This is a genomic window from Sphingomonas sp. BL-S-30 (genome assembly GCF_055521475.1).
The window spans coordinates 477,496-499,888 of record NZ_CM145481.1 but is presented as its reverse complement, the minus strand read 5'-3'; the positions used below and the strand labels follow the sequence as shown (position 1 = coordinate 499,888).

Annotated in this window: 25 protein-coding genes; 10 read left to right on the top strand and 15 right to left on the bottom strand. The window is 65.9% G+C overall.

All coding sequences use genetic code 11. From position 1 onward, the window contains the following. Positions 1–111: 111 nt before the first annotated feature. From ACZ1I5_RS02070 to ACZ1I5_RS02055, 4 genes are read left to right on the top strand one after another with little or no spacing between them, the layout of a single operon-like run. Positions 112–1,218 carry a sensor histidine kinase gene (locus ACZ1I5_RS02070; protein WP_465172091.1) on the top strand — a complete coding sequence of 369 codons (1,107 nt, stop codon included), beginning with the start codon at positions 112–114 and terminating at the stop codon, positions 1,216–1,218. Then, complete coding sequence (locus tag ACZ1I5_RS02065) at positions 1,215–2,015, top strand: LytR/AlgR family response regulator transcription factor (RefSeq protein ID WP_465172090.1); 801 nt, start codon at positions 1,215–1,217, stop codon at positions 2,013–2,015. The genes ACZ1I5_RS02070 and ACZ1I5_RS02065 overlap by 4 nt, the downstream gene beginning before the upstream one ends. 50 nt (positions 2,016–2,065) lie before the next feature. Then, a complete protein-coding gene (locus ACZ1I5_RS02060) occupies positions 2,066–2,896 on the top strand; it encodes a class I SAM-dependent methyltransferase (RefSeq protein WP_465172089.1) in 831 nt (276 codons plus the stop codon). Between the two features lie 27 nt (positions 2,897–2,923). Then, the gene (locus tag ACZ1I5_RS02055) at positions 2,924–3,751 is read left to right on the top strand and encodes an isocitrate lyase/PEP mutase family protein (protein WP_465172088.1); all 828 of its coding nucleotides are present in this window, start codon (positions 2,924–2,926) and stop codon (positions 3,749–3,751) included. Here ACZ1I5_RS02055 and ACZ1I5_RS02050 read toward each other — a convergent pair. The 3 genes from ACZ1I5_RS02050 to ACZ1I5_RS02040 form a co-directional block, all read right to left on the bottom strand. Continuing rightward, complete coding sequence (locus ACZ1I5_RS02050) at positions 3,684–3,953, bottom strand: DUF3297 family protein (RefSeq protein ID WP_465172087.1); 270 nt, start codon at positions 3,951–3,953, stop codon at positions 3,684–3,686. The genes ACZ1I5_RS02055 and ACZ1I5_RS02050 overlap by 68 nt on opposite strands. A gap of 100 nt (positions 3,954–4,053) precedes the next feature. Further along, the gene (locus tag ACZ1I5_RS02045; protein ID WP_465172086.1) at positions 4,054–4,428 is read right to left on the bottom strand and encodes a hypothetical protein; all 375 of its coding nucleotides are present in this window, start codon (positions 4,426–4,428) and stop codon (positions 4,054–4,056) included. Between the two features lie 134 nt (positions 4,429–4,562). Beyond that, on the bottom strand, positions 4,563–5,042 hold the full coding sequence (locus ACZ1I5_RS02040) for a DUF805 domain-containing protein (RefSeq protein ID WP_465172085.1): 480 nt from the start codon (positions 5,040–5,042) through the stop codon (positions 4,563–4,565). Between the two features lie 81 nt (positions 5,043–5,123). On the opposite strand from ACZ1I5_RS02040, the gene ACZ1I5_RS02035 reads away from it, so the two are divergent. Further along, the gene (locus ACZ1I5_RS02035; RefSeq protein ID WP_465172084.1) at positions 5,124–5,522 is read left to right on the top strand and encodes an EVE domain-containing protein; all 399 of its coding nucleotides are present in this window, start codon (positions 5,124–5,126) and stop codon (positions 5,520–5,522) included. Between the two features lie 11 nt (positions 5,523–5,533). On the opposite strand, the gene ACZ1I5_RS02030 is transcribed toward ACZ1I5_RS02035, so the two are convergent. The 3 genes from ACZ1I5_RS02030 to typA all read right to left on the bottom strand — a co-directional run bounded on the left by ACZ1I5_RS02030 (position 5,534) and on the right by typA (position 8,109). After that, on the bottom strand, positions 5,534–5,947 hold the full coding sequence (locus tag ACZ1I5_RS02030; RefSeq protein WP_465172083.1) for a PIN domain-containing protein: 414 nt from the start codon (positions 5,945–5,947) through the stop codon (positions 5,534–5,536). After that, positions 5,944–6,189, bottom strand: a complete 246-nt coding sequence (locus ACZ1I5_RS02025; RefSeq protein WP_465172082.1) for a hypothetical protein — start codon at positions 6,187–6,189, stop codon at positions 5,944–5,946. Before ACZ1I5_RS02025 ends, ACZ1I5_RS02030 begins: the two co-directional genes overlap by 4 nt. A gap of 81 nt (positions 6,190–6,270) precedes the next feature. Next, positions 6,271–8,109 carry a translational GTPase TypA gene (typA, locus tag ACZ1I5_RS02020; RefSeq protein ID WP_465172081.1) on the bottom strand — a complete coding sequence of 613 codons (1,839 nt, stop codon included), beginning with the start codon at positions 8,107–8,109 and terminating at the stop codon, positions 6,271–6,273. 74 nt (positions 8,110–8,183) lie between these two features. Between typA and ACZ1I5_RS02015 the strand changes: the two genes are divergently transcribed. Continuing rightward, positions 8,184–8,390, top strand: a complete 207-nt coding sequence (locus tag ACZ1I5_RS02015; RefSeq protein ID WP_465172080.1) for a hypothetical protein — start codon at positions 8,184–8,186, stop codon at positions 8,388–8,390. 51 nt (positions 8,391–8,441) lie between these two features. Here the strand turns inward: ACZ1I5_RS02015 and ACZ1I5_RS02010 are convergent, their stop codons facing one another. Beyond that, positions 8,442–9,677 carry a glycoside hydrolase family 27 protein gene (locus ACZ1I5_RS02010; RefSeq protein WP_465172079.1) on the bottom strand — a complete coding sequence of 412 codons (1,236 nt, stop codon included), beginning with the start codon at positions 9,675–9,677 and terminating at the stop codon, positions 8,442–8,444. Between the two features lie 164 nt (positions 9,678–9,841). Here ACZ1I5_RS02010 and ACZ1I5_RS02005 point away from each other — a divergent pair, with 164 nt between their 5' ends. Together ACZ1I5_RS02005 and ACZ1I5_RS02000 are read left to right on the top strand one after the other, a co-directional pair. Continuing rightward, positions 9,842–11,041: a toxic anion resistance protein gene (locus tag ACZ1I5_RS02005; protein WP_465172078.1), complete on the top strand. Its 1,200-nt coding sequence runs from the start codon at positions 9,842–9,844 to the stop codon at positions 11,039–11,041. Then, positions 11,038–11,739, top strand: a complete 702-nt coding sequence (locus ACZ1I5_RS02000) for a hypothetical protein (RefSeq protein WP_465172077.1) — start codon at positions 11,038–11,040, stop codon at positions 11,737–11,739. The genes ACZ1I5_RS02005 and ACZ1I5_RS02000 overlap by 4 nt, the downstream gene beginning before the upstream one ends. A gap of 15 nt (positions 11,740–11,754) precedes the next feature. On the opposite strand, the gene ACZ1I5_RS01995 is transcribed toward ACZ1I5_RS02000, so the two are convergent. The 4 genes from ACZ1I5_RS01995 to ACZ1I5_RS01980 all read right to left on the bottom strand — a co-directional run bounded on the left by ACZ1I5_RS01995 (position 11,755) and on the right by ACZ1I5_RS01980 (position 17,246). Beyond that, complete coding sequence (locus tag ACZ1I5_RS01995; protein ID WP_465172076.1) at positions 11,755–13,026, bottom strand: aminotransferase class V-fold PLP-dependent enzyme; 1,272 nt, start codon at positions 13,024–13,026, stop codon at positions 11,755–11,757. Next, positions 13,026–15,401, bottom strand: a complete 2,376-nt coding sequence (locus ACZ1I5_RS01990; RefSeq protein ID WP_465172075.1) for a TonB-dependent receptor plug domain-containing protein — start codon at positions 15,399–15,401, stop codon at positions 13,026–13,028. Before ACZ1I5_RS01990 ends, ACZ1I5_RS01995 begins: the two co-directional genes overlap by 1 nt. A gap of 173 nt (positions 15,402–15,574) precedes the next feature. After that, positions 15,575–16,108, bottom strand: coding sequence for a group III truncated hemoglobin (locus tag ACZ1I5_RS01985; RefSeq protein ID WP_465172074.1), 534 nt, complete (start codon positions 16,106–16,108; stop codon positions 15,575–15,577). Between the two features lie 46 nt (positions 16,109–16,154). Beyond that, complete coding sequence (locus tag ACZ1I5_RS01980) at positions 16,155–17,246, bottom strand: glycoside hydrolase family 43 protein (protein ID WP_465172073.1); 1,092 nt, start codon at positions 17,244–17,246, stop codon at positions 16,155–16,157. Positions 17,247–17,383: 137 nt separating this feature from the next. On the opposite strand from ACZ1I5_RS01980, the gene ACZ1I5_RS01975 reads away from it, so the two are divergent. Next, a complete protein-coding gene (locus tag ACZ1I5_RS01975; protein WP_465172072.1) occupies positions 17,384–18,490 on the top strand; it encodes a DNA alkylation repair protein in 1,107 nt (368 codons plus the stop codon). A 6-nt stretch (positions 18,491–18,496) separates the two neighbouring features. Continuing rightward, positions 18,497–18,757, top strand: a complete 261-nt coding sequence (locus ACZ1I5_RS01970) for a hypothetical protein (protein ID WP_465172071.1) — start codon at positions 18,497–18,499, stop codon at positions 18,755–18,757. Positions 18,758–18,813: 56 nt separating this feature from the next. Here ACZ1I5_RS01970 and ACZ1I5_RS01965 read toward each other — a convergent pair whose 3' ends face one another. The 4 genes from ACZ1I5_RS01965 to ACZ1I5_RS01950 are packed head-to-tail and all read right to left on the bottom strand — an operon-like array spanning position 18,814 to position 22,383. Beyond that, the gene (locus tag ACZ1I5_RS01965; RefSeq protein WP_465172070.1) at positions 18,814–19,608 is read right to left on the bottom strand and encodes a 3'(2'),5'-bisphosphate nucleotidase CysQ; all 795 of its coding nucleotides are present in this window, start codon (positions 19,606–19,608) and stop codon (positions 18,814–18,816) included. Further along, positions 19,601–20,947, bottom strand: coding sequence for a TldD/PmbA family protein (locus tag ACZ1I5_RS01960; RefSeq protein WP_465172069.1), 1,347 nt, complete (start codon positions 20,945–20,947; stop codon positions 19,601–19,603). The genes ACZ1I5_RS01965 and ACZ1I5_RS01960 overlap by 8 nt, the downstream gene beginning before the upstream one ends. 31 nt (positions 20,948–20,978) lie before the next feature. Next, complete coding sequence (gene ubiA, locus ACZ1I5_RS01955; RefSeq protein ID WP_465172068.1) at positions 20,979–21,923, bottom strand: 4-hydroxybenzoate octaprenyltransferase; 945 nt, start codon at positions 21,921–21,923, stop codon at positions 20,979–20,981. A 40-nt stretch (positions 21,924–21,963) separates the two neighbouring features. Continuing rightward, entirely contained in the window at positions 21,964–22,383 is a 420-nt protein-coding gene (locus tag ACZ1I5_RS01950; RefSeq protein WP_465172067.1) for a hypothetical protein, read from the bottom strand. Positions 22,384–22,393 lie beyond the last annotated feature (10 nt).

The following is a 22,393-nucleotide window of genomic DNA, read 5'->3' as shown; positions in this document are numbered from 1 at the left end:
TCTCCCACAAGGGGAGAGGGAGAAGAATGCGTCGCGATATCCTATCCGACAGCCTCGCGGCACCCTACTCCACTTTGCGCATCGGTCCCAGTCGGGTTAAGACCCCCGCCCATGCCGTTGTTCACCAAGCCCGCGATCTTCTCGCGGCCCTTTTTCGAAGACAAGAGCCGTGCCTTCTGGCGGCTCCAGGCGGCGGGCTGGACCGGCTATCTGATCCTGCGCAGCGTCTCCAGCATTTCCAACGGGCTCGATCTGACCGCGACCCTGCTCGTCATCGTCGAATCGATCGTCGGCTATTGCATCACGCTGCTGCTCTCGACGCTCTACCATTATTACCGGCACCAGCCGCGCATCGCGGCGGTGATCCTGACGATCCTGACCCTGGGCGCGGCCACCGTGCTGTACGCGGTGCTCGACGCCTTTTCCTTCTCGTTCATCAAGATGGCCAATCCGGGCCTGAATTTCAGCCTGGTGCTGGGCACCGTGTTCCTGAACTTCACCGTGCTGGCCGGCTGGTCTGCGCTCTATTTCGGGATCAATTTCTACCTGATCGTCGAGGAGCAGATCGACCAGCTCGAGGCACTGGGCAATCAGGCGAGCTCGGCGCAGCTGGCGATGCTGCGCTATCAGCTCAACCCGCATTTCCTGTTCAACACGCTCAATTCGATCTCGACCCTGGTGCTGCTCAAGCAGACCGAGCGGGCCAATGCGATGCTAAGCCGCCTGTCGTCCTTCCTGCGCTACACGCTGGCCAACGAGCCGACCGCGCATGTGACGATCGCGCAGGAGGTGGAGACGCTGAAACTGTATCTCGAGATCGAGAAGATGCGCTTCGAGGATCGGCTGCGCCCGAATTTCGATGTGGATCCACGCGTCGCCAAGGCGCGTTTACCCTCTTTGCTGCTGCAGCCCCTGGTCGAAAATGCGATCAAATATGCCGTCACCCCCAAGGAGGAAGGCGCCGAAATCGCGGTCACGGCGCGGCTCGCCGGGGATCGGGTGCAGATCGCCGTATCCGACACCGGGCCGGGCTTGAATGAAATGAAAGCACGTCCAAGCCTTTCAACCGGGGTTGGGCTCGCCAATATAAGGGAGCGGCTTGCTCAAGCTTATGGGCCTGACCACCGCTTCGAGACCCGCTCCATCCCCGGGGGCGGTTTCGGGGTCGAGATCGAGATTCCGTTCCAGCTTCAGGAACCGGTTAGAGAGGTAGCATGACGATCCGTACGATATTGGTGGACGACGAACCCCTGGCGATCCAGGGGCTCGAACTTCGCCTCCAGGCGCACGAGGATGTCGAGATCATCGACAAATGCCAGAATGGCCGCGAAGCCATTCGCAGCATCAAGACTCACAAGCCCGACCTCGTCTTCCTCGACATCCAGATGCCCGGTTTCGACGGCTTCTCGGTCGTCCAGGGCCTGATGGAGGTCGAACCCCCTTTGTTCGTGTTCGTCACGGCCTATTCGGACCATGCGCTGAAGGCGTTCGAGGCCCAGGCGGTCGATTATCTGATGAAGCCGGTCGAGGAATCGCGCCTGGCCGACACGCTCGACCGGGTGCGCCAGCGCCTCGCCGAGAAGCGCGGCATCGAGGAAGTCGACCGGCTGAAGGAAGTGCTGGCCGAAGTGGCGCCGGAATCGGTCGAGAACCTGGCCGATGGCGGCGAACAGGTCTCGGCCAATCGCTTCGAGAAGCTGATCAACATCAAGGACCGCGGGCAGATTTTCCGCGTCGATGTCGACACGATCGAGCGGATCGATGCGGCCGGCGATTACATGTGCATCTATACCGGCGATAATACGCTGATCCTGCGCGAGACGATGAAGGACCTGGAGAAAAGGCTCGACCCGCGCCGCTTCCAGCGCGTGCACCGCTCCACCATCGTCAACCTCGATCTGGTGAAGGAAGTGAAGCCGCACACCAATGGCGAATGTTTCCTGGTGCTAGGCTCTGGCGCGCAGGTGAAGGTGTCGCGTTCCTATCGTGACGTGGTCGCGCGCTTCGTGCATTGATTCCGTGGGGCCGCGCCGTCGCGCGGTAACGACGCGGGGGACGTGGCGGGATGGCGACAGCGGAAGAGCTTGGCGCGGAGATCAGGCGACTGGGGCCGTGGCATCACAATGTCGAGATCGCGCCGGGGGTGTGGACCGGGGACCCGGCCTTTCAGCCCGAACCCGATCCGGTGATCGGCACGCCCACGCTGCTTGATCCCTATCGCGGTTTCGCCAGGGCGGTCGGGCATCTTTTTCCCGACGGGCTGGCGGGCCGGTCCTTTCTCGACTGCGCCTGCAACGCCGGCGGCTTTCTCTTCGCCGCGCGGCGGCTCGGTGCCGGGCGCTGCTTCGGTTTCGACGTGCGCGAACACTGGATCAGGCAGGCGCGGTTCCTGGCCGAGCATCTGCCGAGCGAGGATATCGATACGGGCACATGCAGCCTCGAGGATCTGCCGCAGATCGGCCTGAAGCCGTTCGACGTGACCTTGTTCAGCGGCATCCTCTATCACCTGCCCGATCCGGTGGCGGGGCTGAAGATCGCGGCCGACCTGACCAGGGAGCTGATCATCGTCAACACCGCGACCTTGCCGGGCAAGCGCGAGGGGCTCGTGCTCAATCCCGAAAGCCGTACGCTGGTGATGTCGGGGGTCGACCGGCTGGCCTGGTATCCGACCAGCGACAAGGTGATCCGCGAGATGCTGGCATGGTGTGGTTTCCCGCATGCCCGGCTGCGGTTCGATCGCGTGACGGAGGGTGGCCGGCACCGGGTCGAGCTATGGGCGGCGCGGGACCTATCCGCGTTCGCGCATTTCGACGCCACCCATCCCAAGGGCGAGCCGGCGGAGCCGAGGCTCGGGCCGCTTGACCGATTGACCCACCGCCTGCGCCGCCGCAAATAGGGCCAAACAGAACCGGGTCGAGGCGTGATGGAAAAATTCAGGGCTTTCGCGGCGTTGCACGTGCCGGGCAATCCGGTGATCCTCTACAATGCCTGGGACGCGGGCAGCGCGCGCGCCGTGGCGAGCGCGGGAGCGAAGGCGATCGCGACCGGCAGTTGGTCAGTCGCCGCGGCGCAGGCTTATGGCGACGGCGAAGGACTGCCGCTGGAGATCGCGCTGGCAGGCGCGACGCGGATCGCCGGCGCGGTCGACCTGCCGGTATCGATCGATTTCGAGGGCGGCTATGCCATCGCACCCAAGGACATCGCGGCCAACGCGACACGGCTCGCGGCGACCGGCGCGATCGGATGCAATTTCGAGGACCAGGTGGTGGGCGGCGAAGGGCTGCACCCGATAGACGTCCAGGTCGCACGGATCGCGGCGATGCGGGGCGCGACGGGCGTGCCCTTCTTCATCAACGCGCGCACCGACATCTTCCTGCAGAACGGGCCCGACACGCACGACGACGCGAAGGTCGACGCGGCGATCGAACGCGGCCTGGCTTATGCGGCGGCGGGCGCCAGCGGCTTTTTCGTGCCCGGGCTGGTCGACCTGGGCCTGCTGGGCAAGATCTGTCGCGACGTACCGTTGCCGGTCAATTTCATGGCGTTCCCGGGCGCGCCCGGCGCGCGCGAGGTCGCTGCTGTCGGCGTTTCGCGGATCAGCCATGGGCCGAACCCCTATCGCACCGCGATGGCCGCGCTGACCGCGGCCGCGCAGGCGGCGTTCGACTGGAACCAGGCGGAGGTTATTCCTCCGGTTCGTCCGCGCCGCCGGGGGCTGGATTCTCGAACCAGGCCTCGACAGGTCCGCTGAGCTTCAGGGTCAGCGGCTGGCCGTGGCGATCGACCTTCTTGCCGAGGGCGACGCGGATCCAGCCTTCGGAGATCGAATATTCCTCCACGTCGCGGCGTTCCGCGCCCTTGAAGCGGATGCCGATCCCGCGGGAGAGCTTCTCCTCGTCGAAAAAGGGGCTGCGCGGGTTGGAGGACAGGCGGTCTGGCGGTGTGTCGGTCATGGGGCGGGCTCATGACGCAAAATCGCGCGCGATGCCAGAGCATGGATACGAAAACGGCGCGGAGCGAGTCCGCGCCGTCTCGTTCAGCCGAGGGTCGCGATCAGTTGCAGACGCGGACCCGGACGCTGCGGCCATAATAGCGGTCGTAGCGGCGCTCGACCCAGCAGCGGTTGTAGTTCTGGCGGTAGCGATAGGCATAATAGCCGTCGTTCGGATAATAGCCGTGGCTGCGATAATAGCCGTCGTCATAATAGGGATCATAGCCGCGCTGGCGGTAATAACGATCCCGGTCGCTGCTGCTCGACGCAATGGCGGCGCCGATCGCGAGGCCGGCGATGCCGGCGACGATCGCGGTGCCGGTGCCGTCGTCACGGTGGTAGCGGCGATAGCGCTGCGCGTCCGCCGGCAATGCCGTGGTCAGCGCCGTCGCGGCGAGCGCCACGCCGAGGCCGGCCTTCTTCACTAGAATGTTCATCTCAACCTCCTCTACTCAGCAAGCCCGTATCCGCATCGGGGGTATAACGCGGAAGCCGTGCAGCTTGTTGCAACCTTGTGGCAGAGTCGGTCTGAACCCATGCGGAATGCGGTGTTTAGCGAGGGTTCAGCGGATCAGTCGCCGAGCGTGGGGCGCTGGACGACACGCGCCGCATCGACCGGCGCATCGCGCCAGTCGTGGCGGTGGACGGTGTCGCGGCGCTTGGGATCTGGGCCGAAGCGGTTGGCGCCGGGCGTGCCATCGAAGCACATCAGGGCGATCAGCGGGAACTGGCCGAACGGCACCAGCCCGAGCAGGATCCACCAGCCCGTCCGGCCCTGATCGTGCAGCCGCCGCACCTGGACCGCGAGGAAGGGAATCACCAGCGCGAGGAACACCGCCAGGCCGATGATCTGCACCATATCGCCGGGGCCGCCCTGGAGCGTGAAGGGCGCGTCGAGCAGCTTCTGCGCGTCGCCGCCGAGCATCACGAAGACCACTCCGACCGGCAGGAGGAGCAGCCACTGCAACAGGACGAACAGCCAATATTCCTTGCGCTGCGACCGGCCGCGGAAATCGGCGTAGCGGCGCAGCGGCAGCAGCATATCGTCCATGGTTGCGTCTCCCCTCTCCGGCTATGGACGTTGAAACGCCTGTCGGCCAAAGTAAAGTTGGGTTCATCCAAGGAGGCGATGATGGCGTACTGGCTGCTGAAATCCGAACCGGAAAGCTATAGCTGGGACGACCTGATCCGCGAGGGCACGACCGAATGGACCGGGGTGCGCAATCCGGCGGCGGCGCTTCACCTGAAGGCGATGGCGGTGAGCGATCGCGGGCTCTTCTATCATAGCGGCAAGGAAAAGGCGGCCGTCGGCGTGATGGAGATCACCCGCACCGCGCAGCAGGACGGCAACGAACCGCGCTGGGTGTCGGTTGCGGTCAAGCCGGTCGGGGCGTTGGCCAAACCCGTCACCCTGGCGGCGATGAAGGCCGAGCCGAAGCTCGCGGGCATGGAGATGCTGCGCCAGTCGCGATTGTCGGTCAGCCCCGTCAGCGACGCCCAATGGGCGGTACTGACGGGGATGGGCGCCTGATCCCGACCTGGTCAATCCTTCCAGGGATCGATCAGCGGCAGTTCGGTGACGATGAAATCGGAGCCGTTGCGGGTCGCAAGCGCGCAGCCATGCTCGCTTGCGATGGCTGCGATCTGCGCGTCCGGGACCGACATCGGCCGGCCGTTTCGCCGCGCCTTGCCGAGGATATCGCCATAGACCAGCGCCGTCGTCATGGCGAAGGCGTGGCTGCGCCCCGCGAAATGGAAACGCCACTCCGCAATCTGTTCGGCGAGACGCGCCTTGCGCGAACCGTCGTCGAGCCTGGCGACGCCATACGCCAGTTCGCCGATCGCAACCGATGCCAGGACACACTCGGATTCGTTCAGCAGAAACCATCGCTCGACGGCAGGATCGGGGTTAGCCTTCATCAATTCCGACATCACATTCGTGTCGAGAAGGATCAAAGCGTGATGCCCTCATGCGGCACGCGATTCTCCGCGATCAGCGCATCGAGATCCGCGTCCTCCACCGCCAGGCTCTTCAAACGCTTGAGGAAGGCGGCTGCGCTGGGTTCCGGATGGCGCCGGGCATATTCCAGCAGCGCATCCTCGACGATCGCATGAATTGGCCGCCGCTCCTGCCGCGAGAGCTTATGCGCCAGATCGCGCGCCCGCGCGGAGCGAACCGAAAGCTGCGGTGCGTTCATGATGGCGCGATAGCATTTTGATGGCATGATGGCAACGCACCGGGGTGCGCTGCCCTTCCGCTCTTCGCGTTCGCGTCAGGCTCAGGCGGCCTGCTTGGCGCGCGATGCCTTTTTCCGCTCGTGCGGATCGAGGTAGCGCTTGCGCAGGCGGATCGACTTTGGCGTCACCTCGACCATTTCGTCGTCGTCGATATAGGCGATGGCCTGTTCCAGCGTCATCTTCTTCGGCGGGGTGAGGCGGATCGCGTCGTCCTTGCCGCCCGAGGCGCGGAAGTTGGTGAGCTGCTTCGCCTTCATCGGATTGACTTCGAGGTCATCGTTCTTGGCGTTCTCGCCGACGATCATGCCCTCGTACAGCGCCTCGCCATGCCCGACGAACAGGATGCCGCGCTCCTCGAGCGGGCCGAGCGCATAGCTGTTGGCCTCGCCCGAACCGTTCGAGATCAGCACACCGTTCTTGCGGCCTTCGATCTGGCCCTTGTGCGGACCGTATTTCTCGAACAGCCGGTTCATGATGCCGGTGCCGCGCGTGTCCGACAGGAACTCGCCATGATAGCCGATCATGCCGCGCGACGGCGCGGAGAAGGTGATGCGGGTCTTGCCGCCGCCCGAGGGACGCATGTCGGTCATCTCGGCCTTGCGCAGGTTCATCTTCTCGACGACCGTGCCCGAATATTCCTCGTCGACGTCGATGATCACGGTCTCGTACGGCTCGGTCCGGCCGCCATTCTCGTCCTCGCCGAACAGCACGCGCGGGCGGCTGATGCCGAGCTCGAACCCTTCGCGGCGCATCGTCTCGATCAGCACGCCGAGCTGAAGCTCGCCGCGACCGGCGACTTCATAGCTGTCGCGATCGGCGGCTTCGGTCACCTTGACCGCGACGTTCGATTCGGCCTCGCGGAACAGGCGGTCGCGGATCATGCGCGACGTCACCTTGATGCCTTCGCGGCCGGCCATCGGCGAATCGTTCACCGCGAAACGCATCGACAGGGTCGGCGGATCGATCGGCTGGGCATGGAGCGGCTCGCTGACCGAGATGTCGGCGATGGTGTCGGACACGGTCGCGACGGTCAGGCCGGCGAGCGAGATGATGTCGCCTGCCTTGGCCTCTTCGGCCGGCACGCGCTCGAGCCCGCGGAAGGTCATTATCTTCGACGCGCGGCCGGCCTCGACGATCTTGCCGTCATTGTTCAGCGCGTGGATCGGCTGGTTGAGCTTCACCGTGCCGGAATTGACGCGGCCGGTGAGGATGCGGCCGAGGAAATTGTCGCGGTCGAGCAGCGTCACCAGGAAGGTGAAGGGCGCATCGACATCGACCTCCGGTGCCGGGATATGGCTGACGATCGTCTCGAACATCGGGGTCAGCGTGCCCTCGCGCGCATTCTCGTCGGTCGAGGCATAGCCGTTGCGGCCCGAGGCGTAGAGCACCGGGAAATCGAGCTGCTCGTCGGTCGCCTCGAGCGACACGAACAGGTCGAACACTTCGTCGAGCACTTCCTGGATGCGCGCGTCGCTGCGGTCGACCTTGTTGACCACGACGATTGGCCGAAGGCCAAGAGCAAGGGCTTTTCCGGTGACGAACTTGGTCTGCGGCATCGCGCCTTCGGCCGAATCGACCAGCAGGATCACGCCGTCGACCATCGAGAGGATGCGCTCCACCTCGCCGCCGAAATCGGCGTGGCCGGGCGTGTCGACGATGTTGATGCGGGTCGCGACGCCGGCGCCGTCGATCCATTCGATCGAGGTCGGCTTGGCGAGGATGGTGATGCCGCGCTCTTTTTCGAGGTCGTTCGAATCCATCGCGCGCTCTTCGACGCGCTGGTTGTCGCGGAAGGTGCCGGACTGGCGGAAGAGCTGGTCGACCAGGGTTGTCTTGCCGTGATCGACATGGGCGATGATCGCCACGTTGCGGAGGCTCATTGGGTCACTCGATATTTTGCAGGGAAAAGGTTGCGGGGGCCGATAGCGCAATTGCTGCGTCGCGGAAAGGGTGGATGTCACAGGAAGCGGCAGAGGCCGATTCCGGCCCGCGCGCCGCCCATGCCGAAACCGGCCTCATTCCGTCGCGCCATAGCGCGCAGGGCAGCGGGCTGAATGGGTGGAACCGACCTTCGCGGTCGGCTCGGCGCGCTGATCCGGTTCTCGATACCGAGGGCAATGACATCGGCGCGATGCAATATGTGACGGTACCGCATACCTGAGCGCCCCACCCGTTACCTTCCCCGGCCTCCGCCGGGGAAGCGCAAGTGGGGTCAGGGCAGCAGCCGCACCATCACCACGCCGTGCGGCTCGACCGTCGCGGAGAAACTGCCGGCCATGCGCCCGAGCGATTTGTGGGCCCACAGGTCGCGCACTTCCGCCTTCAGGCCGAGCGGATAGCCGAGTTCGGTCCAGTCGGCCCTGATCCTTGCTGGCGTCGCCCCGCGGTTGAACAGGATCACCGCGCGGCCGCCATCCGCCAGGGGCCTCGCCCAGACCTCGGTATCGCCGTCGTCGCGAACGCGATGCCCCTGGATGCCGAGCGGATCCTGGTCGATCGCGATCACATCCTTGTTGAGCAGGATCGCGCTGGTCGCCGAGTTCATCGCGGCGATGTCGTTGCCCGCCATCAGCGGCGCGGCCATCAGCGCCCAGAGGCTGAAATGGCTGCGATATTCGGTATCGGTCATGCCGCCATTGCCGATCTCCAGCATATCGGGATCGTTCCAGTGGCCGGGCCCCGCAAAGGGCCAGAGCGGCTCGTTGCCGTCGATGATGTCGAGCAGGCTGTGCGTCCACCAATGTTGCTTGTCCTCACCGGAGAAGCGGTCGCCGATATCACCGGTCGTGCGCCACAGATTGCCGATCTTCGCGCCCCATCGCCACGGATCGTTCTGGCCCCATTCGCAGATGCTGAGCACGATCTCCCGGCCGCTCGCCTTCAGCGCGTCGGCCATCAGCGCATAGGCTTCCTCGGCGTTGCGCGTGCCGGTGGAGCACCAGTCGTACTTCAGATAGTCGACGCCCCAGCGCGCATAGGTCAGCGCGTCCTGATATTCATGGCCCTGGCTGCCCGGCCGGCCGCCGCAGGTCTTCATGCCGGCGTCGGAATAGATGCCGAACTTCAGCCCCCTGGCATGGACGTAATCGGCGAGCGGCCTGATGCCCGAGGGGAATTTGACCGGATCGGCGGTGATGAATCCGTCCTTGTCGCGCGCGCCGTGCCAGCAATCGTCGATCACGACATAATGATAGCCGGCATCGCGCATGCCGCTCGACACCATCGCGTCGACGACCGCGCGGACGGTCTTTTCGCTGATGTCGCAGCCGAACTTGTTCCAGCTGTTCCAGCCCATCGGCGGGGTCCGGGCGAGGCCGTTGGCGACCCGCGCCGGATCGCGCGAGGGTGGGATACGGTTGGGATCGATCGTTTCCTGTGCGCTCGCCGCCGTGGCGAGCATCAGCACCATGACAAATGCAGCCGCCATCCGGCGCAGCCCGTGCAGCATCGACTTCTCCCCTGTCTAACGTTGGTCATTTGACGTCGCGGAGATCGCTTGCGCAACATTTTTCCGCTATCCTGCCGATACGTGACAAGTGTTATAGTTGAATGATACACTTGAAGCGCGTTCGAATCGCCGTCATCTAGGGCGGCGACTGCGTGGAGAGAGTGATGGCGACCCAGACTGACACCGCGACCACCGATCTGGTCCTTACCCCGCCCGATCCCGTGCCCGTGGTCGCGCCGGAAAAGGCCGTCGGCCTCGTGCCGGTGGACGATTCGAAGCGCAGCCAGCTGCAGCAGCGGGTCGAGACCTTCGTCGAGGATCTGGTCGCGCAGGACGTGAACTCGCCCGAATTCGGCAAGCGCGTCGATGCGATCAGCGCGATGGGCCAGAAGGAGATTCGCGAGGCGGCCGGTCAGTCGAACCGCTTCCTCGACCGGCCGGTCAAGGCGATGAACCAGGAATCGGGCGTGGGCGCCGACCTGGCCGAACTGCGCCGCACGATCGAGGACCTCGATCCGGGCAAGCAGGGCAATCTGCTTGCGCCGAAGAAGCTGTTCGGGGTCATCCCGTTCGGCAACAAGATGCGCAATTATTTCGACGGCTATAAGAGCTCGCAGACTCACATCGCCTCGATCCTGAAGAGCCTGGGCAGCGGCAAGGACGAGCTGCTGATGGACAATGCGGCGATCGACGTCGAACGCGCGAACCTGTGGAACGCGATGGGGCGGCTCGAGCAGATGATCGTGCTGTCCAAGACGATGGACGAGAAGCTGGAGGACAAGGCCAACGAGCTCGACCATACCGATCCGGCCAAGGCCAAGGCGATCCGCGAGAGCGCGCTTTTCTATGTGCGCCAGCGCACCCAGGACCTGCTGACCCAGATGGCGGTGACGGTGCAGGGCTATCTCGCGCTCGACCTGGTCAAGAAGAACAATGTCGAGCTGGTGAAGGGCGTCGACCGCGCCTCCACCACCACGGTTTCCGCGCTGCGCACCGCAGTGACGGTGGCGCAGGCGCTGACCAACCAGAAGCTGGTGCTGGAGCAGATCACCGCGCTCAACACCACGACTGCCAACATCATCGATTCGACCGGCAAGCTGCTCAAGAGCCAGACCGCGACGATCCATGAGCAGGCGGCGAGTGCGACCATCCCGATCGAGACGCTGCAGCGTGCCTTCCAGAACATCTATGACACGATGGACGCGATCGACACCTTCAAGCTGAAGGCGCTCGATTCGATGAAGACCACGGTCAATGTGCTGGGCAACGAGGTCGAGAAGTCGAAGGGCTATATCGCCCGGGCCGAGGGCGCGGCGCAGAATTCGGGCAGCGGGGGCGAAACCTTCAAGCTGGAAGCCTTATGACCGATGTCGATCGCCAGATCGCCAGATCGACGCAGTTCCTCAACGAACGGCGCGAACAAGCGCTGCTGCAGCGCAAGCGGCGGCGGCGCGGCACCGGCCTGGCCAAGCGCGCCGGGCTGATCGTCACCGCCGACCTGGCGATCATCGTCGCGACGATCATCTTCGGCTGGTTCTCGCCGATCGGCATGGGCGGGGCGCTGCTGGTCTTCGCCGCGCTGATCCTGGTGACGTTCCTGATCGCCTTCGTCTCGCTGGAGGCGCCGGTGGCGCCCGAGAAGCTGGTCGAAGTGCCGCTGAAGGCGCTGCCGCTCAAGACCGAGCAGTGGCTCGAGCAGCAGCGCCCGGCCCTGCCCGCCCCGGCCCAGACCCTGGTCGACGGGATCGGGGTGCAACTCGACACGCTCGCGCCGCAGCTTGCCGCGCTGGACGAGCGCGAGCCTGCGGCGGCGGAGATCCGCAAGCTGGTCGGCGAGCAGCTGCCCGAGCTGATCCGCGACTATGCCAAGGTCCCCCAGCCGCTGCGCGGCGTGGAGCGCAACGGCAAGACCCCCGATACGCAACTGGCCGAAGGGCTGAAGGTGATCGAGCAGGAGATCGGCCAGATGTCGGCGCAGCTGGCCGAGGGCGATCTCAACCTGCTGGCGACGCGCGGGCGGTTCCTGGAGATCAAGTACCGGGATGATGGGCTGGAGTCGTAATAGCCGACGGACCGGTCACCCGTCCCGGGCGGCCGCCACGACGCCGGGTAGTGCCCCGGCAAGGCGGTCCACTTCTTCCATGCTGGTGAACAGCGCCGGCGTGACGCGCACGCACGCCCCGGCGGCGATCCCGTCGCGGTGAACCGTGAAGATGCGGTGCCGTTCGAGCAGATGCCGCGCGATGCGCATATTGCCCGCCGTATCGGTCACGCCCTTGACTCGAAAGGAAGTGATCGCCCCGTGCAGCGCGGGATCGTCGGGCGTCAGGACCTCGATGCCTGGCACGGTGCGCGCGCGGGCGACCCAGCGATTGCGTAGCGCGCTCAGGCGATCGGCGCGGCGCTTGCCGCCGATCCTGGCCTGGAAAGCAAGCGCGGAGGGAACGGTGAGGCCGGCCGCGAAATCATAGGTGCCGAGATGGACCCGGCTGAAAAGATCGTCCTGTCCTTGTGCCGGATTCGCCGGATGACGATCGATCCGGCCCAGCGCGTTTTCGCGGACATGCAGGAAAGCGACGCCGAGCGGCGCGCCGAGCCATTTGTGCCCGTTGATGCCGACAAAATCGCAATCGAGATCGGCCAGGCTGAAATCGAGCTGGCCCCAGCTGTGCGCGGCGTCGACGATCACGTCGATACCGCGCGACCGGGCAAGCGCCGCGATCTCCCGGACCGGCAGCACAAGGCCGGTGCGGTGGCTGAGATGCGTGAGCAGGATCAGCCTCAGCCGGGGATGCGCGGCCATTGCCTGCGCATAGGCATCGACCAGCGACGCGCGCGTCGCTGGTTCGGGCAGCGATATACGCACGACCTTGGCGCCGCGGCGCGCAGCCAGGCTTTCCATGCAGGCCTGCATGCTGTCGTAATCGAGATCGGCGTAGAGCACCGCATCGCCCGGCTGGAGACGGTTATAGCCGAGAATGAGCGTCTCCAGCGCCTCGGTCGCGTTGCGGGTGAAGACGAGTTCCTGTGGCTTCACCCCCATTGCGGCAGCGGCCTGATCCCGCGCCGCCATCATGTCGCGCGTCATTCCGCGCCGGGCATAATAGCTGGTATCCCGGTTCACCCGTGCGACCGTCTCCTGATAGGCCTGGAGCACCGGCCGCGCCATCATGCCCCAATTGCCGTTCTCGAGCTGGATCACATCCCTGGGCAGATCATATTCGGCGGCGATCGATCGCCAGAACGCGTCATCGTCCATGTCGGGCGGCACGGCGGCGCGGCCGGCGGCGACGACCGCGGGCAGCACGAGGCCACCCGCGATCACGGACCGGCGACGAATGCCGCCCATCAGAAACGCAGCCCGACCCGGGCATAATATTGCCCGCCATCCGTGTCATAGGGGGCGTTGCGCGAATAGATCAGGCCACGATTGGCCTGGTTGGTGGCTTCATCCGGATAGGTGTCGAAAATGTTCTCCGCCCCCACACGCAGCGATATGTTCCGGGTCATCTTGAACGAGATCGCGGCGTCGAACAACGCAGTCGAACCGAAGCGCTGGAACAGCTCGCCCGTGGCGTTGCCCGTGACGTCCGTCCAGGCACCGTAATAACGCCCGCGCACCATCAGCCCGACCGGGCCGATCGTATAGTTCAGCGTGCCGGTGGCGTTGTGCTGCGGCAGCCGCTCCTGAAAGATGCGCCGTTGCGTCTCGTTGGGGATCGAGGCGCTGGTGCCGCCGCGCACGCGCGTCTGATTGTAGTTGTAGGCAAGCGCCACATTGACCCGGCCGGGCCCAATATCCCGGATATAGCCCAGGACCACGTCGATGCCGCGGGTGCGCGTATCGAAATCATTGGTGAAATAGCTGACTGAAGTGAAGCGATCCGGGTTCGGGAAGGACGCCGGCACGGCAAAGGTCGCCGACTGGCCGAAGCGATCGTCCAGCTCGATCTGATAGAGGTCGATACTGGCGCTGAGACCGCCGGTCTGCGCCGTCAGGCCTGCGGTCAGCGTGCGCGATTTTTCCGGCGTGAGCGGTTTTGCCCCGAGTGCGAGCGCCAGCGGATCGTTGGGCGAAAGGCGGCCCTGGTTGAACACCTGCAGCGTGCGCGTGTCGAGCCCCTGAGTCACCTGGCGGGTGTTGAGCTGCGCCGGGGTTGGCGCGCGGAAGCCAGTCGAATAGGTGATGCGCGCCGCGAGCCCCTGCATCGGCTCGATCCGGCCGGCGAGCTTGTAGGTGAAGGTATCCCCGAACGCCGAGAAGTCCTCGTAACGGCCGGCTGCGCCGAGCGTCACTATCTCGACCGGCTTCCATTCGAGATCGAGATAGCCGGCATAGCTGCGCTGGCTCCATGCGCCCGACTGAGTCGGGCTGAAACCGGGAAAGCCGTTCGAGTTGGGGGCAAGCCCGGTCTGGGCGCCCGGGCCGACGGCATAGGACGCTGGATCGCCCGGCGACACCCGATATGTCTCCACGCGGCGTTCACCACCAAAGGCGATATTGACCGGATCGTCCGTGCCGACGGGCAGGCGATAGACGAAGTCGGCGTTGAGGTTGACCTCGCGCTGCTGGAGACGGCCGAGATAGAAGCCGGTCGGGCTGTTCGGCCCAAGCGAGGCATTCAGGCTCTCGTTGAGCGTATAGTCGATGCGGCTGCGGCCCAGCGAGGCGCTCAGATCATAATGGAAGCGATCGCTCGCGTCGCCGCGAAGGCCGGCGACCGACTGATAGTCGCTATAATCGGTGCCGAAGCGCGGGGTGAAACCGGTCGGATAGAGCGTGTTGAACGAAAAGCCGGGAAAGGCGGAGCTCGCGCCATAGACGCTGGCGGTGCCGACCGGGTTGCGCCAGTTGAAATCGGTCACGCCCTCGCCCTGCTGGGCGGTGCCGAAGACATAGAAGGTCGCGCCCTCGGCAAGGTCGTAATGGCCATTGACCGCCCCGCTGATCCGCTCCTGTTGCGGCTGGCCCCAGCGCTGTACCGGGTTGGGCACGTGAAGCTGGGGATTGGCTGCCTGAAAGGCGATCGCATCCGGCCGCTGGCGCGTGCGCGAGGTGGGTTCCTGCCGGTCGAACTGACCGGTGAAGGCGATGGCGCCACGATCGCCGAGCGCGATCCCGGCGTGGATGCCCCACTGATATTCATTCCCGTCCCCGGCATAATAGCGCGAGACCTGCCCGTACGCGTCCATCCCGGGCGCTTCGTCGAGGATGATGTTGATGACGCCGGCAATGGCATCCGACCCATATTGCGCCGATGCGCCATCGCGCAGCACCTCGATCCGGCCGATGCCCGCGCTGGGGATGCTGGCGAGATCGGGCGACTGAGCGCCGCGCGTGCCGAGCAGCGCGGAGCGATGATAGCGTTTGCCGTTGACCAGCACGAGCGTCTGGTCGGCGGAAAGGCCGCGCAGCGTCGCGGGACGGACAAAGGCCTGGCCATCGGCGGCGGGCAGGCGCTGGACGTTGAACGAGGGAAGCAGCTGCGCGAGCGTGTCGTTCAGATCGCCCGACACGCTTGATTCGACCGTCGCGCGGGACAGGACATCGACCGGCGCAAGGGTCGAAAACTGGCTGCGCGCGCGATCGCGCGTGCCGGTGACGACGACCTGATCCGCCTCGGCCGGGGTGTCGGCCGCCGCCGTATCGACGGATTGGGCCAGGGCGACAGGCGCGCAGACGACGTGCAGCGCGATCACCGCGCTGCCGAGCAGAAGCTTCATCAATATCCCTTTTGTTTTTTCAGCGACCCGATTGTGCCGGTGGCTGCGCCGCTAGGCGCTGGCGATGACCCGGGCGTTGCGGATCGAGGTCATGCCGATGACAGCGCAACGTCGCTTTGCAGTCATGGCGTAGGCGCGAGGGTCGTCGAGAAGACGGAGCGTAGTGCGACGCGTTACGACGCGGACGGTGCGGAGATCGCGGCCAGCCCGCCCTGTTGGATGCGGATTCCCATCAGCAGGCTTTCGCCGATCCGCCACGCCGCTTCGCGAAACCGTTCGGCGACCGCCAGGCTGGGCGCGAGGCCGTCAAGCGTTTCGCCCCAGAGCGCCTGCCAGCGCGCGAAATGCATCTCGTCGAGCCCGGCGATGGCGATGTGCTTGCGCATCGGATTGCCGCTGTAGCGCCCGGATTCGAGCATGATCGAGGCCCAGAAATCCTTCATGCGCGCGAGATGGTGGGGCCAGTCGGCGATCCGTTCGGCGAAGATCGGGCCGAGCAAGGCGTCCTCGCGGATGGCGTCATAGAAATTCTCGACCAGGCGCGAAATGAAGAGGTCGTCGATCCCGGACCGCAGCGCATCGGCCATCTTTCGCGCCCGCACCTGCTCGGCGTGGTTGGTCGTCATATCATGCGGTCCGAATTCGATGTAGTCACCAATGCGATGTAAGTGCGCCGGCGCCCCGATCCAGCGTCTGACCGGAATCAAATGCCGGATCTCCTGCTGCCTTCACGAGCCGCGCTACGCGCCCTGCTCACTTCACAAACGGATCGATCGTCCTGATCGTCCCGTCGTCATTATAGTGAAGCTCGGTCACCTTGACGTTGCGCAGTCGGGTGTCGCCGCCGGACAGCTGGCTGTCGGCATAGAAGAGCCACCAGCGGCCGTCCTTTTCGACGATCGAGTGATGAGTCGTCCAGCCGAGCACCGGCTCCAGGATGCGCCCCTGATAGGTGAAGGGGCCATAGGGCGAATCGCCGATGGCATAGACCAGATAGTGGGTGTTCCCGGTCGAATAGCTGAAATAATATTTGCCCTTGTACCTGTGCATCCACGACGCCTCGAAGAAGCGGCGGTCATGGTCGCCACCGAGCAGCGGCTTGCCCTGCTGGTCGAGGATCACGACGTCGCGCGGCGCCTCGGCGAACTCCGTCATGCCCGGCGCGAGCTTCGCGATCCGGGGGCTGAGCGCCGGCTTGTCGGGGGTGCCGGCATCGGTCTTCGAGCCGTTCGGATCATAGGTGCCGGTGGTGTTGCGCTGAAGCTGGCCGCCCCAGATACCGCCGAAATACATATAGCTCTGGCCGTCATCATCGGTGAACACGGCCGGATCGATCGAGAAACTGCCCTTGATCGGCTGCGGGTTGGCCTTGAACGGGCCGGCCGGCGATTTCGAGGTCGCGACACCGATGCGGAACGCGCCGGCTTTGTCCTTGGCCGGGAAATAGAGATAATAGGTGCCGTCCTTGTACGCCGCGTCGGGCGCCCACATCTGCTTGTCGGCCCATGGCACGTCCTTCACGTCGAGCGCGACCGGATGCACCGTCACCGGGCCGCCGACCCGGTCCATGCTCAGCACGCGATAGTCGCGCATCTCGAAATGGCTGCCGAGATCGTCCTGCGGCGTCGGGCCGTTGATGTCGTGGCTGGGATAGACATAGATCCTGCCGTTCCACACATGCGCCGACGGATCGGCGGTGTAGATGTCGCGCACCAGGGGCTGGGACAGGAAATGGCGCCCGTCCGGAGCCCTGGGCGCCTCGGGCGACTCCTGCGCCGCTGCGACCGAGCCGGTGGTGCCGGCGATCAGCAATGCTGACAAAAGGGCGTTGATCGGCAGTCCCATGGTCGTTCCTCTCCCGAAGCCGGTATCGGCGTTACCGCTAACACTAGATCGGGAGAGACGCCTCTGGCAATTCTCCAACCGCTGGTGGTCGAGCGCTGGCGCGCCTATGGGGCAAGCATGATGGAGAGCGTAGGGGCATGACCAGCGAGACGGCGACGCCCGCGCTGCTGAAGGACATTCTCGGACCCCGGGCGCTGACCGTGATCGCCGACGCCGGTGCGCAGGTTTCCCCGCGCTTCGATCGTGCGGCCTTTCTCGACGCGGCGTCGACGGGGCTGGATGCGCTGTCGATCATGGAACGGGTGCGCCATGTCGCCGATGCCCTGCGGATCGCCCTGCCGGCCGACTATGCCGAAGCGGTGACGATCGTCCGCGCCATGGCACCCCGGCTGACTCATGGGTTCCAGGCGGTCGCGGTGACCGAGTTCGTCGCGCGGCACGGGCTCGGCGATGTCGCGCCTTCAATGGAAGCGCTGGCCGACCTGACCCGTTTCGGCACCGCCGAATTCGCGATTCGGCCATTCCTGGCGCAGGACAGCGCCGGGACGCTTGCCGTGATGCTGGCGTGGAGCGGCCATGACGACGAGCATGTCCGGCGGCTCGCCAGTGAAGGCAGCCGGCCGAGGCTGCCCTGGGCGGGGCGGGTGCCGGCGCTGAAGGCCGATCCGACACTGGCCGCGCCCATTCTCGAGGCGCTGAAGCGCGATCCGAGCGCCTATGTGCGCAAGTCGGTCGCCAACCATCTGAACGACATCGCCAAGGATCGGCCGGACTGGCTGGTCGACCGGCTGGCGACATGGCCGGCGGACGATGCCCGCACCATTTGGATCATCCGCCATGCGCTGCGGACCCTGATCAAGCAGGGCGACCCGCGCGCGCTGGCGCTGATCGGGGTGGGGCATGGTGCCGCAGTCGACGTGTCGGGCTTTGCGGTCGCGCCGGGGACGGTGCGGCTTGGCGACGCGGTCACCATCGCTGCCGATGTGAGGTCGACGGCTGCCGAGGCGCAGCGGCTGGTAGTGGATTACCGCCTGCATTACGCCCGGGCGGGCGGGAAGAGCGCCGCCAAGGTGTTCAAGCTTCGCACGTTCGACCTTGGCGCCGGCGAGACGGTCGCCCTGAGCATTCGGCAGACGATCAAGGATTTCAGCACGCGGCGGCATCATCCGGGCACGCATGAGGTCGAGCTGATCGTCAACGGACGGACCATGGCACGTACGGCGTTCGAGCTGCTGGCGGGCTGAGCACAGGTGGCGAAGAAGAAATATCTGCTGACCGCGACCCTGCCCGACGGCTACGTCAAGACGATCGGGCCGACCGCGACCGAATTCACCCATTATTGGCGGATCGTCGCACGTCTGGGCAACGGCAAGACCGAGGTTTTCTGGGGCCATAGCAAGTCATTGGCCGAGGCGAAGAAGACGCGCGCCCTTGCGGCCGAGGCAGGCGCCAGTCGCGGCTGGGTGAGCCATGATGTCGACATCGTCGAGCTGGTGCGGACGCCGGGATAGCGGCGTTCGGAGCGTTTCGATTTAGGCAGCGCCATTCCACCTCCCCTGCTGGGGGATTATTTGATGGCCAGCGTCTTCGCTCGATCGGCCAGGCGGTCGACCGCGGCGGCATGGATGCCCGGAGTCGTCGCCAGCACGCCGAACGCCTGCGCGCTGGGAGTATTGAAAAACAGCGGCTTGCCGAACGCGTCGCTGACCGTGGCCCCCGCCTCGGCCGCGATCAGCACGGCGGCGGCGACATCCCATTCATAGCCCCAGCGCAAGGTCGCCACGAGATCCGCCTCGCCCGCCGCGACCATCGCGATGCGGAGCGCGATCGAATTGGGCTTGGCCACCGCGACCAGATCGCTGTCGACTTTGGGCAAGGTATCGGTCGGCACGCGCGCGCCGGAGAAGACCGCCCGGTTGCCGGCGCGGATCGGGAAACCGTTGAGCGTCGCGCCCTTGCCTGCCTCGGCCCGCCAGATCTCGCCCCGCGCTGGCGCGTCGAGCACGCCGATCAGCGGCTGGCCATCCTCGACCAGCGCGATCGAGACGGCCCAGCCTTCCCGCCCGCGCACATAATCGCGGGTGCCGTCGATCGGATCGACCACCCACAGGCGCGACTGGGACAGGCGATCGGCATTGTCGACCGTCTCCTCCGACAGCCAGCCGGCATCGGGCACCAGCGCCGAGAGGCGTTGGTGCAGCAGCGCGTCGACCTCCAGATCGACCTCGCACACCGGATTGCCCGGGCTCTTTTCCCATTGCCGGAATTCGGTGCGCCACTTGGCCAGCGCCACCGCGCCGGCTTCGGCAGCGATTGCCGCAATGGCGTCGGCCAGATCCCCGGTGCCGGGGCGATCAGCCACTCGCCACCGTCATGCCCTCGATGCGCAGAGTCGGCACGTTGGTGCCGTAGCGGAATTCGAGATCATTTGCGGGGGTGAGGTTGAGGAACATGTCCTTCAGATTGCCCGCGATGGTGAATTCGGCGACGGGCGTCGTGATCTCGCCGTCCTCGATCAGGAAACCGGCCGCGCCGCGGCTGTAGTCGCCGGTCACGCCATTGACGCCCATGCCGATCAACTCCGTCACGAACACGCCGCGTTTGATGTCGGCGATCAGCGTCTCGGGCGGCATCGCGCCGGCGCACATATGCATGTTGCTGGTCGACACGCCCGGGCTGCCGCCGGCACCGCGACTGGCATGGCCGGTCGGCTCCAGCCCGAGCTGACGGGCGGAGGCGCTGTCGAGCAGCCAGGTTTCGAGCATGCCGTGCGAGACGAACTCGACGGGCGACACGGGGAGGCCCTCGCCGTCGAACGGGCGCGAGCGCAGGCCCTGCGGCCGGTGCGGGTCGTCGCAGATGGTGACGCCGCTCGAAAATATCTGGGTGCCGAGCGCGTCGAGCAGAAAGCTGGTCTTGCGCGAGATCGCCTGCCCGGAGATCGCGCCGACCAGATGGCCGAGCATGCTCGATCCGACGCGCGGATCGAACACCACCGGCATCGCGCCGCTGGCGAGCCGGCCGGGGTTGAGCCGGGCGACCGCACGCTCGCCGGCGCGCGTGCCGATCGACAGCGCGTCCTCCAGCTTGTGCCGATGGCGGGCGGAATGATGGGCATAGTCGCGGACCATGTCGCCGCCCGATCCGGCAAGCACGCTGGCCGACAGGCCATAGCCGGTCGCGGCATAGGCGCCGGCGAATCCGTGGCTGGTGGCGAGCGCCCAGACCGAACGCGACGCGCTGGCGCCGCCGCCTTCGCTGTTCGACACGCCCGCGACGGCACGCGCCGCATCCTCGGCGGCGAGCGCGGCTTCCTTCAGCGCCTCGGGCGAGACAATACCGCCATCGTCGAGATCGAGCTGCGGCGGGGCGCCGTGCAGCAGACGATTCTCCGGCGCGAGGCCGGCCCAGGCATCCTCGGGCGCCTCGCGCGCCATGGCGACAGCGCGTTCGGCGAGCGTGGTGATCGCGGCGGACGACAGGTCCGAGGTGGAGACGCTGGCCGAACGGCGGCCGACGAACACGCGCAGCCCAAGCTCGGCATTTTCGGAACGGCCGACATCCTCGAGCGCGCCGAGGCGGATCGACACGTCGAGCGAGGTATCGTCGACGAACACGGCATCGGCGGCGTCGGCTCCGGCGGCCTTGGCGCGGGCGACGATGTCCTGAGCGCGGTCTCGCGCCTGATCTGGAGTAAGCATCGAGCGGACTTAGGGAGGACCGCCGCGAAGGTCAAAGCGCTGACGATACGCCCACGACAAAACAGGCGACAAAGACGAGGAAACCGGCGAATCGGTTCGAGCGGAATCGCGCCAATGCGTTGTCGCCGTCATTCGCGCTGAGCGTCGCGACCTGCCAGGCGAAATGGAGCGCGACCGGGAGCAGGGCGAGCAGCGCGAGCGGATCGGGCCGGACCTGCCAGAAGGACGCCGCCCAGAAACCGAGCGCGAGCAGATAAAGGATCGCCACGCCCTCGCGTACGCGGCTGCCCATGCGGCGCGCGGACGAGCGGATGCCGACCAGCGTGTCATCCTCCTTGTCCTGGATCGCATAGATGGTGTCGTAGCCGACCACCCAGGCGATCGTGCCGGCATAGAGCAGGACCATCGCAGCGACGAGATTCCACCAGCGCATCTCGAACATCGTCGGTTCGGCGGCCGCGAAACCGACCACCGCGCCCGAGCCGAACACCAGCCCGAGCCAGAGCTGCGGCCACCAGGTGATCCGTTTCATGAAGGGATAGATTGCGACGATCGGCAGGGTCAGCAGCGCCAGCCCCTTGGCGTAGAGGTTGATGTGCCACCACACCGCGAAACCGATCGCGACAAGCACCAGCAGCCAGATCCACGCCGCGCGCACGGACACGCGGCCGCTCGGTAACGGGCGGTTGCGGGTGCGCTCGACGCTCGCGTCCAGCTCGCGGTCCGTGATGTCGTTATAGACGCAGCCCGCGCCGCGCATCGCGATCGCGCCGATCAGCAGCCACAGCAGCAGCCACCAGTCGCCCAGCCGGTTGCCCGACAGCGCCACGCCCCAGGCACAGGGCCAGTAGAGCAGCCACCAGCCGATCGGCCGGTCGAACCGGGCAAGCAGCGCATAGGGACGGGCCATGGGCGGCAGGAGCCCGACAAAGCCGCGATGCTCGGTGTCGGGGACGATCTCGGGCGCAAGGGTCATGGCCTGTCTGTAGCCCCGCGGGCGCGGGCGGCAATCCGTCTTAGCGTGATGGCGCCTCGTCAGTTTCGGCCGGAGCTGCCTCGTTCGACGCGGAGGCGGGGCGATCGACGGGCTTTTCCGGGGCATGTTCGACGACGGAAATGGGCACAGCCTGCGACTTGCCAAGTTGTCGCGTCCAGGGATTCATGCCGATGCAATATCCCGACATATTGCCACACTGGCGGAGTTCGCCGGTGTTGCTGTCGACGATCACGATGACGATCTGATCGTCCGAGACGGTCGCGGTCGCCTTGTCGGCAGGTTTGTCCGCCGCGCTCATCTTGGTCCAGGTGCGGTCGGCAGGATAAAGGCCGACGCCGGCGTATCGGCCAGACGGCGCGTGCGTGGTCCCATCGACTCGAGGCCCGCAACCGCCAAGAGCCATAGCAGTGACGAGCACGGCAAACGACGACGCTTTCATGCATTCTCTC

What these genes read in the sequence shown, in the direction of transcription:
- ACZ1I5_RS01995 (WP_465172076.1), bottom strand. Translation starts at nt 13,026, where the DNA reads ATGGGCGGCATTCGTCGCCGGTCCGTGATCGCGGGTGGCCTCGTGCTG.
- ACZ1I5_RS02035 (WP_465172084.1), top strand. Translation starts at nt 5,124, where the DNA reads ATGGCGTACTGGCTGCTGAAATCCGAACCGGAAAGCTATAGCTGGGAC.
- ACZ1I5_RS02025 (WP_465172082.1), bottom strand. Translation starts at nt 6,189, where the DNA reads ATGAACGCACCGCAGCTTTCGGTTCGCTCCGCGCGGGCGCGCGATCTG.
- ACZ1I5_RS02000 (WP_465172077.1), top strand. Translation starts at nt 11,038, where the DNA reads ATGACCGATGTCGATCGCCAGATCGCCAGATCGACGCAGTTCCTCAAC.
- ACZ1I5_RS01960 (WP_465172069.1), bottom strand. Translation starts at nt 20,947, where the DNA reads ATGCTTACTCCAGATCAGGCGCGAGACCGCGCTCAGGACATCGTCGCC.
- typA (WP_465172081.1), bottom strand. Translation starts at nt 8,109, where the DNA reads ATGAGCCTCCGCAACGTGGCGATCATCGCCCATGTCGATCACGGCAAG.
- ACZ1I5_RS02070 (WP_465172091.1), top strand. Translation starts at nt 112, where the DNA reads ATGCCGTTGTTCACCAAGCCCGCGATCTTCTCGCGGCCCTTTTTCGAA.
- ACZ1I5_RS02005 (WP_465172078.1), top strand. Translation starts at nt 9,842, where the DNA reads ATGGCGACCCAGACTGACACCGCGACCACCGATCTGGTCCTTACCCCG.
- ACZ1I5_RS02040 (WP_465172085.1), bottom strand. Translation starts at nt 5,042, where the DNA reads ATGGACGATATGCTGCTGCCGCTGCGCCGCTACGCCGATTTCCGCGGC.
- ACZ1I5_RS02015 (WP_465172080.1), top strand. Translation starts at nt 8,184, where the DNA reads ATGTCACAGGAAGCGGCAGAGGCCGATTCCGGCCCGCGCGCCGCCCAT.
- ACZ1I5_RS01990 (WP_465172075.1), bottom strand. Translation starts at nt 15,401, where the DNA reads ATGAAGCTTCTGCTCGGCAGCGCGGTGATCGCGCTGCACGTCGTCTGC.
- ACZ1I5_RS01975 (WP_465172072.1), top strand. Translation starts at nt 17,384, where the DNA reads ATGACCAGCGAGACGGCGACGCCCGCGCTGCTGAAGGACATTCTCGGA.
- ACZ1I5_RS02010 (WP_465172079.1), bottom strand. Translation starts at nt 9,677, where the DNA reads ATGCTGCACGGGCTGCGCCGGATGGCGGCTGCATTTGTCATGGTGCTG.
- ACZ1I5_RS01950 (WP_465172067.1), bottom strand. Translation starts at nt 22,383, where the DNA reads ATGAAAGCGTCGTCGTTTGCCGTGCTCGTCACTGCTATGGCTCTTGGC.
- ubiA (WP_465172068.1), bottom strand. Translation starts at nt 21,923, where the DNA reads ATGACCCTTGCGCCCGAGATCGTCCCCGACACCGAGCATCGCGGCTTT.
- ACZ1I5_RS02065 (WP_465172090.1), top strand. Translation starts at nt 1,215, where the DNA reads ATGACGATCCGTACGATATTGGTGGACGACGAACCCCTGGCGATCCAG.
- ACZ1I5_RS02050 (WP_465172087.1), bottom strand. Translation starts at nt 3,953, where the DNA reads ATGACCGACACACCGCCAGACCGCCTGTCCTCCAACCCGCGCAGCCCC.
- ACZ1I5_RS02060 (WP_465172089.1), top strand. Translation starts at nt 2,066, where the DNA reads ATGGCGACAGCGGAAGAGCTTGGCGCGGAGATCAGGCGACTGGGGCCG.
- ACZ1I5_RS02045 (WP_465172086.1), bottom strand. Translation starts at nt 4,428, where the DNA reads ATGAACATTCTAGTGAAGAAGGCCGGCCTCGGCGTGGCGCTCGCCGCG.
- ACZ1I5_RS01980 (WP_465172073.1), bottom strand. Translation starts at nt 17,246, where the DNA reads ATGGGACTGCCGATCAACGCCCTTTTGTCAGCATTGCTGATCGCCGGC.
- ACZ1I5_RS02055 (WP_465172088.1), top strand. Translation starts at nt 2,924, where the DNA reads ATGGAAAAATTCAGGGCTTTCGCGGCGTTGCACGTGCCGGGCAATCCG.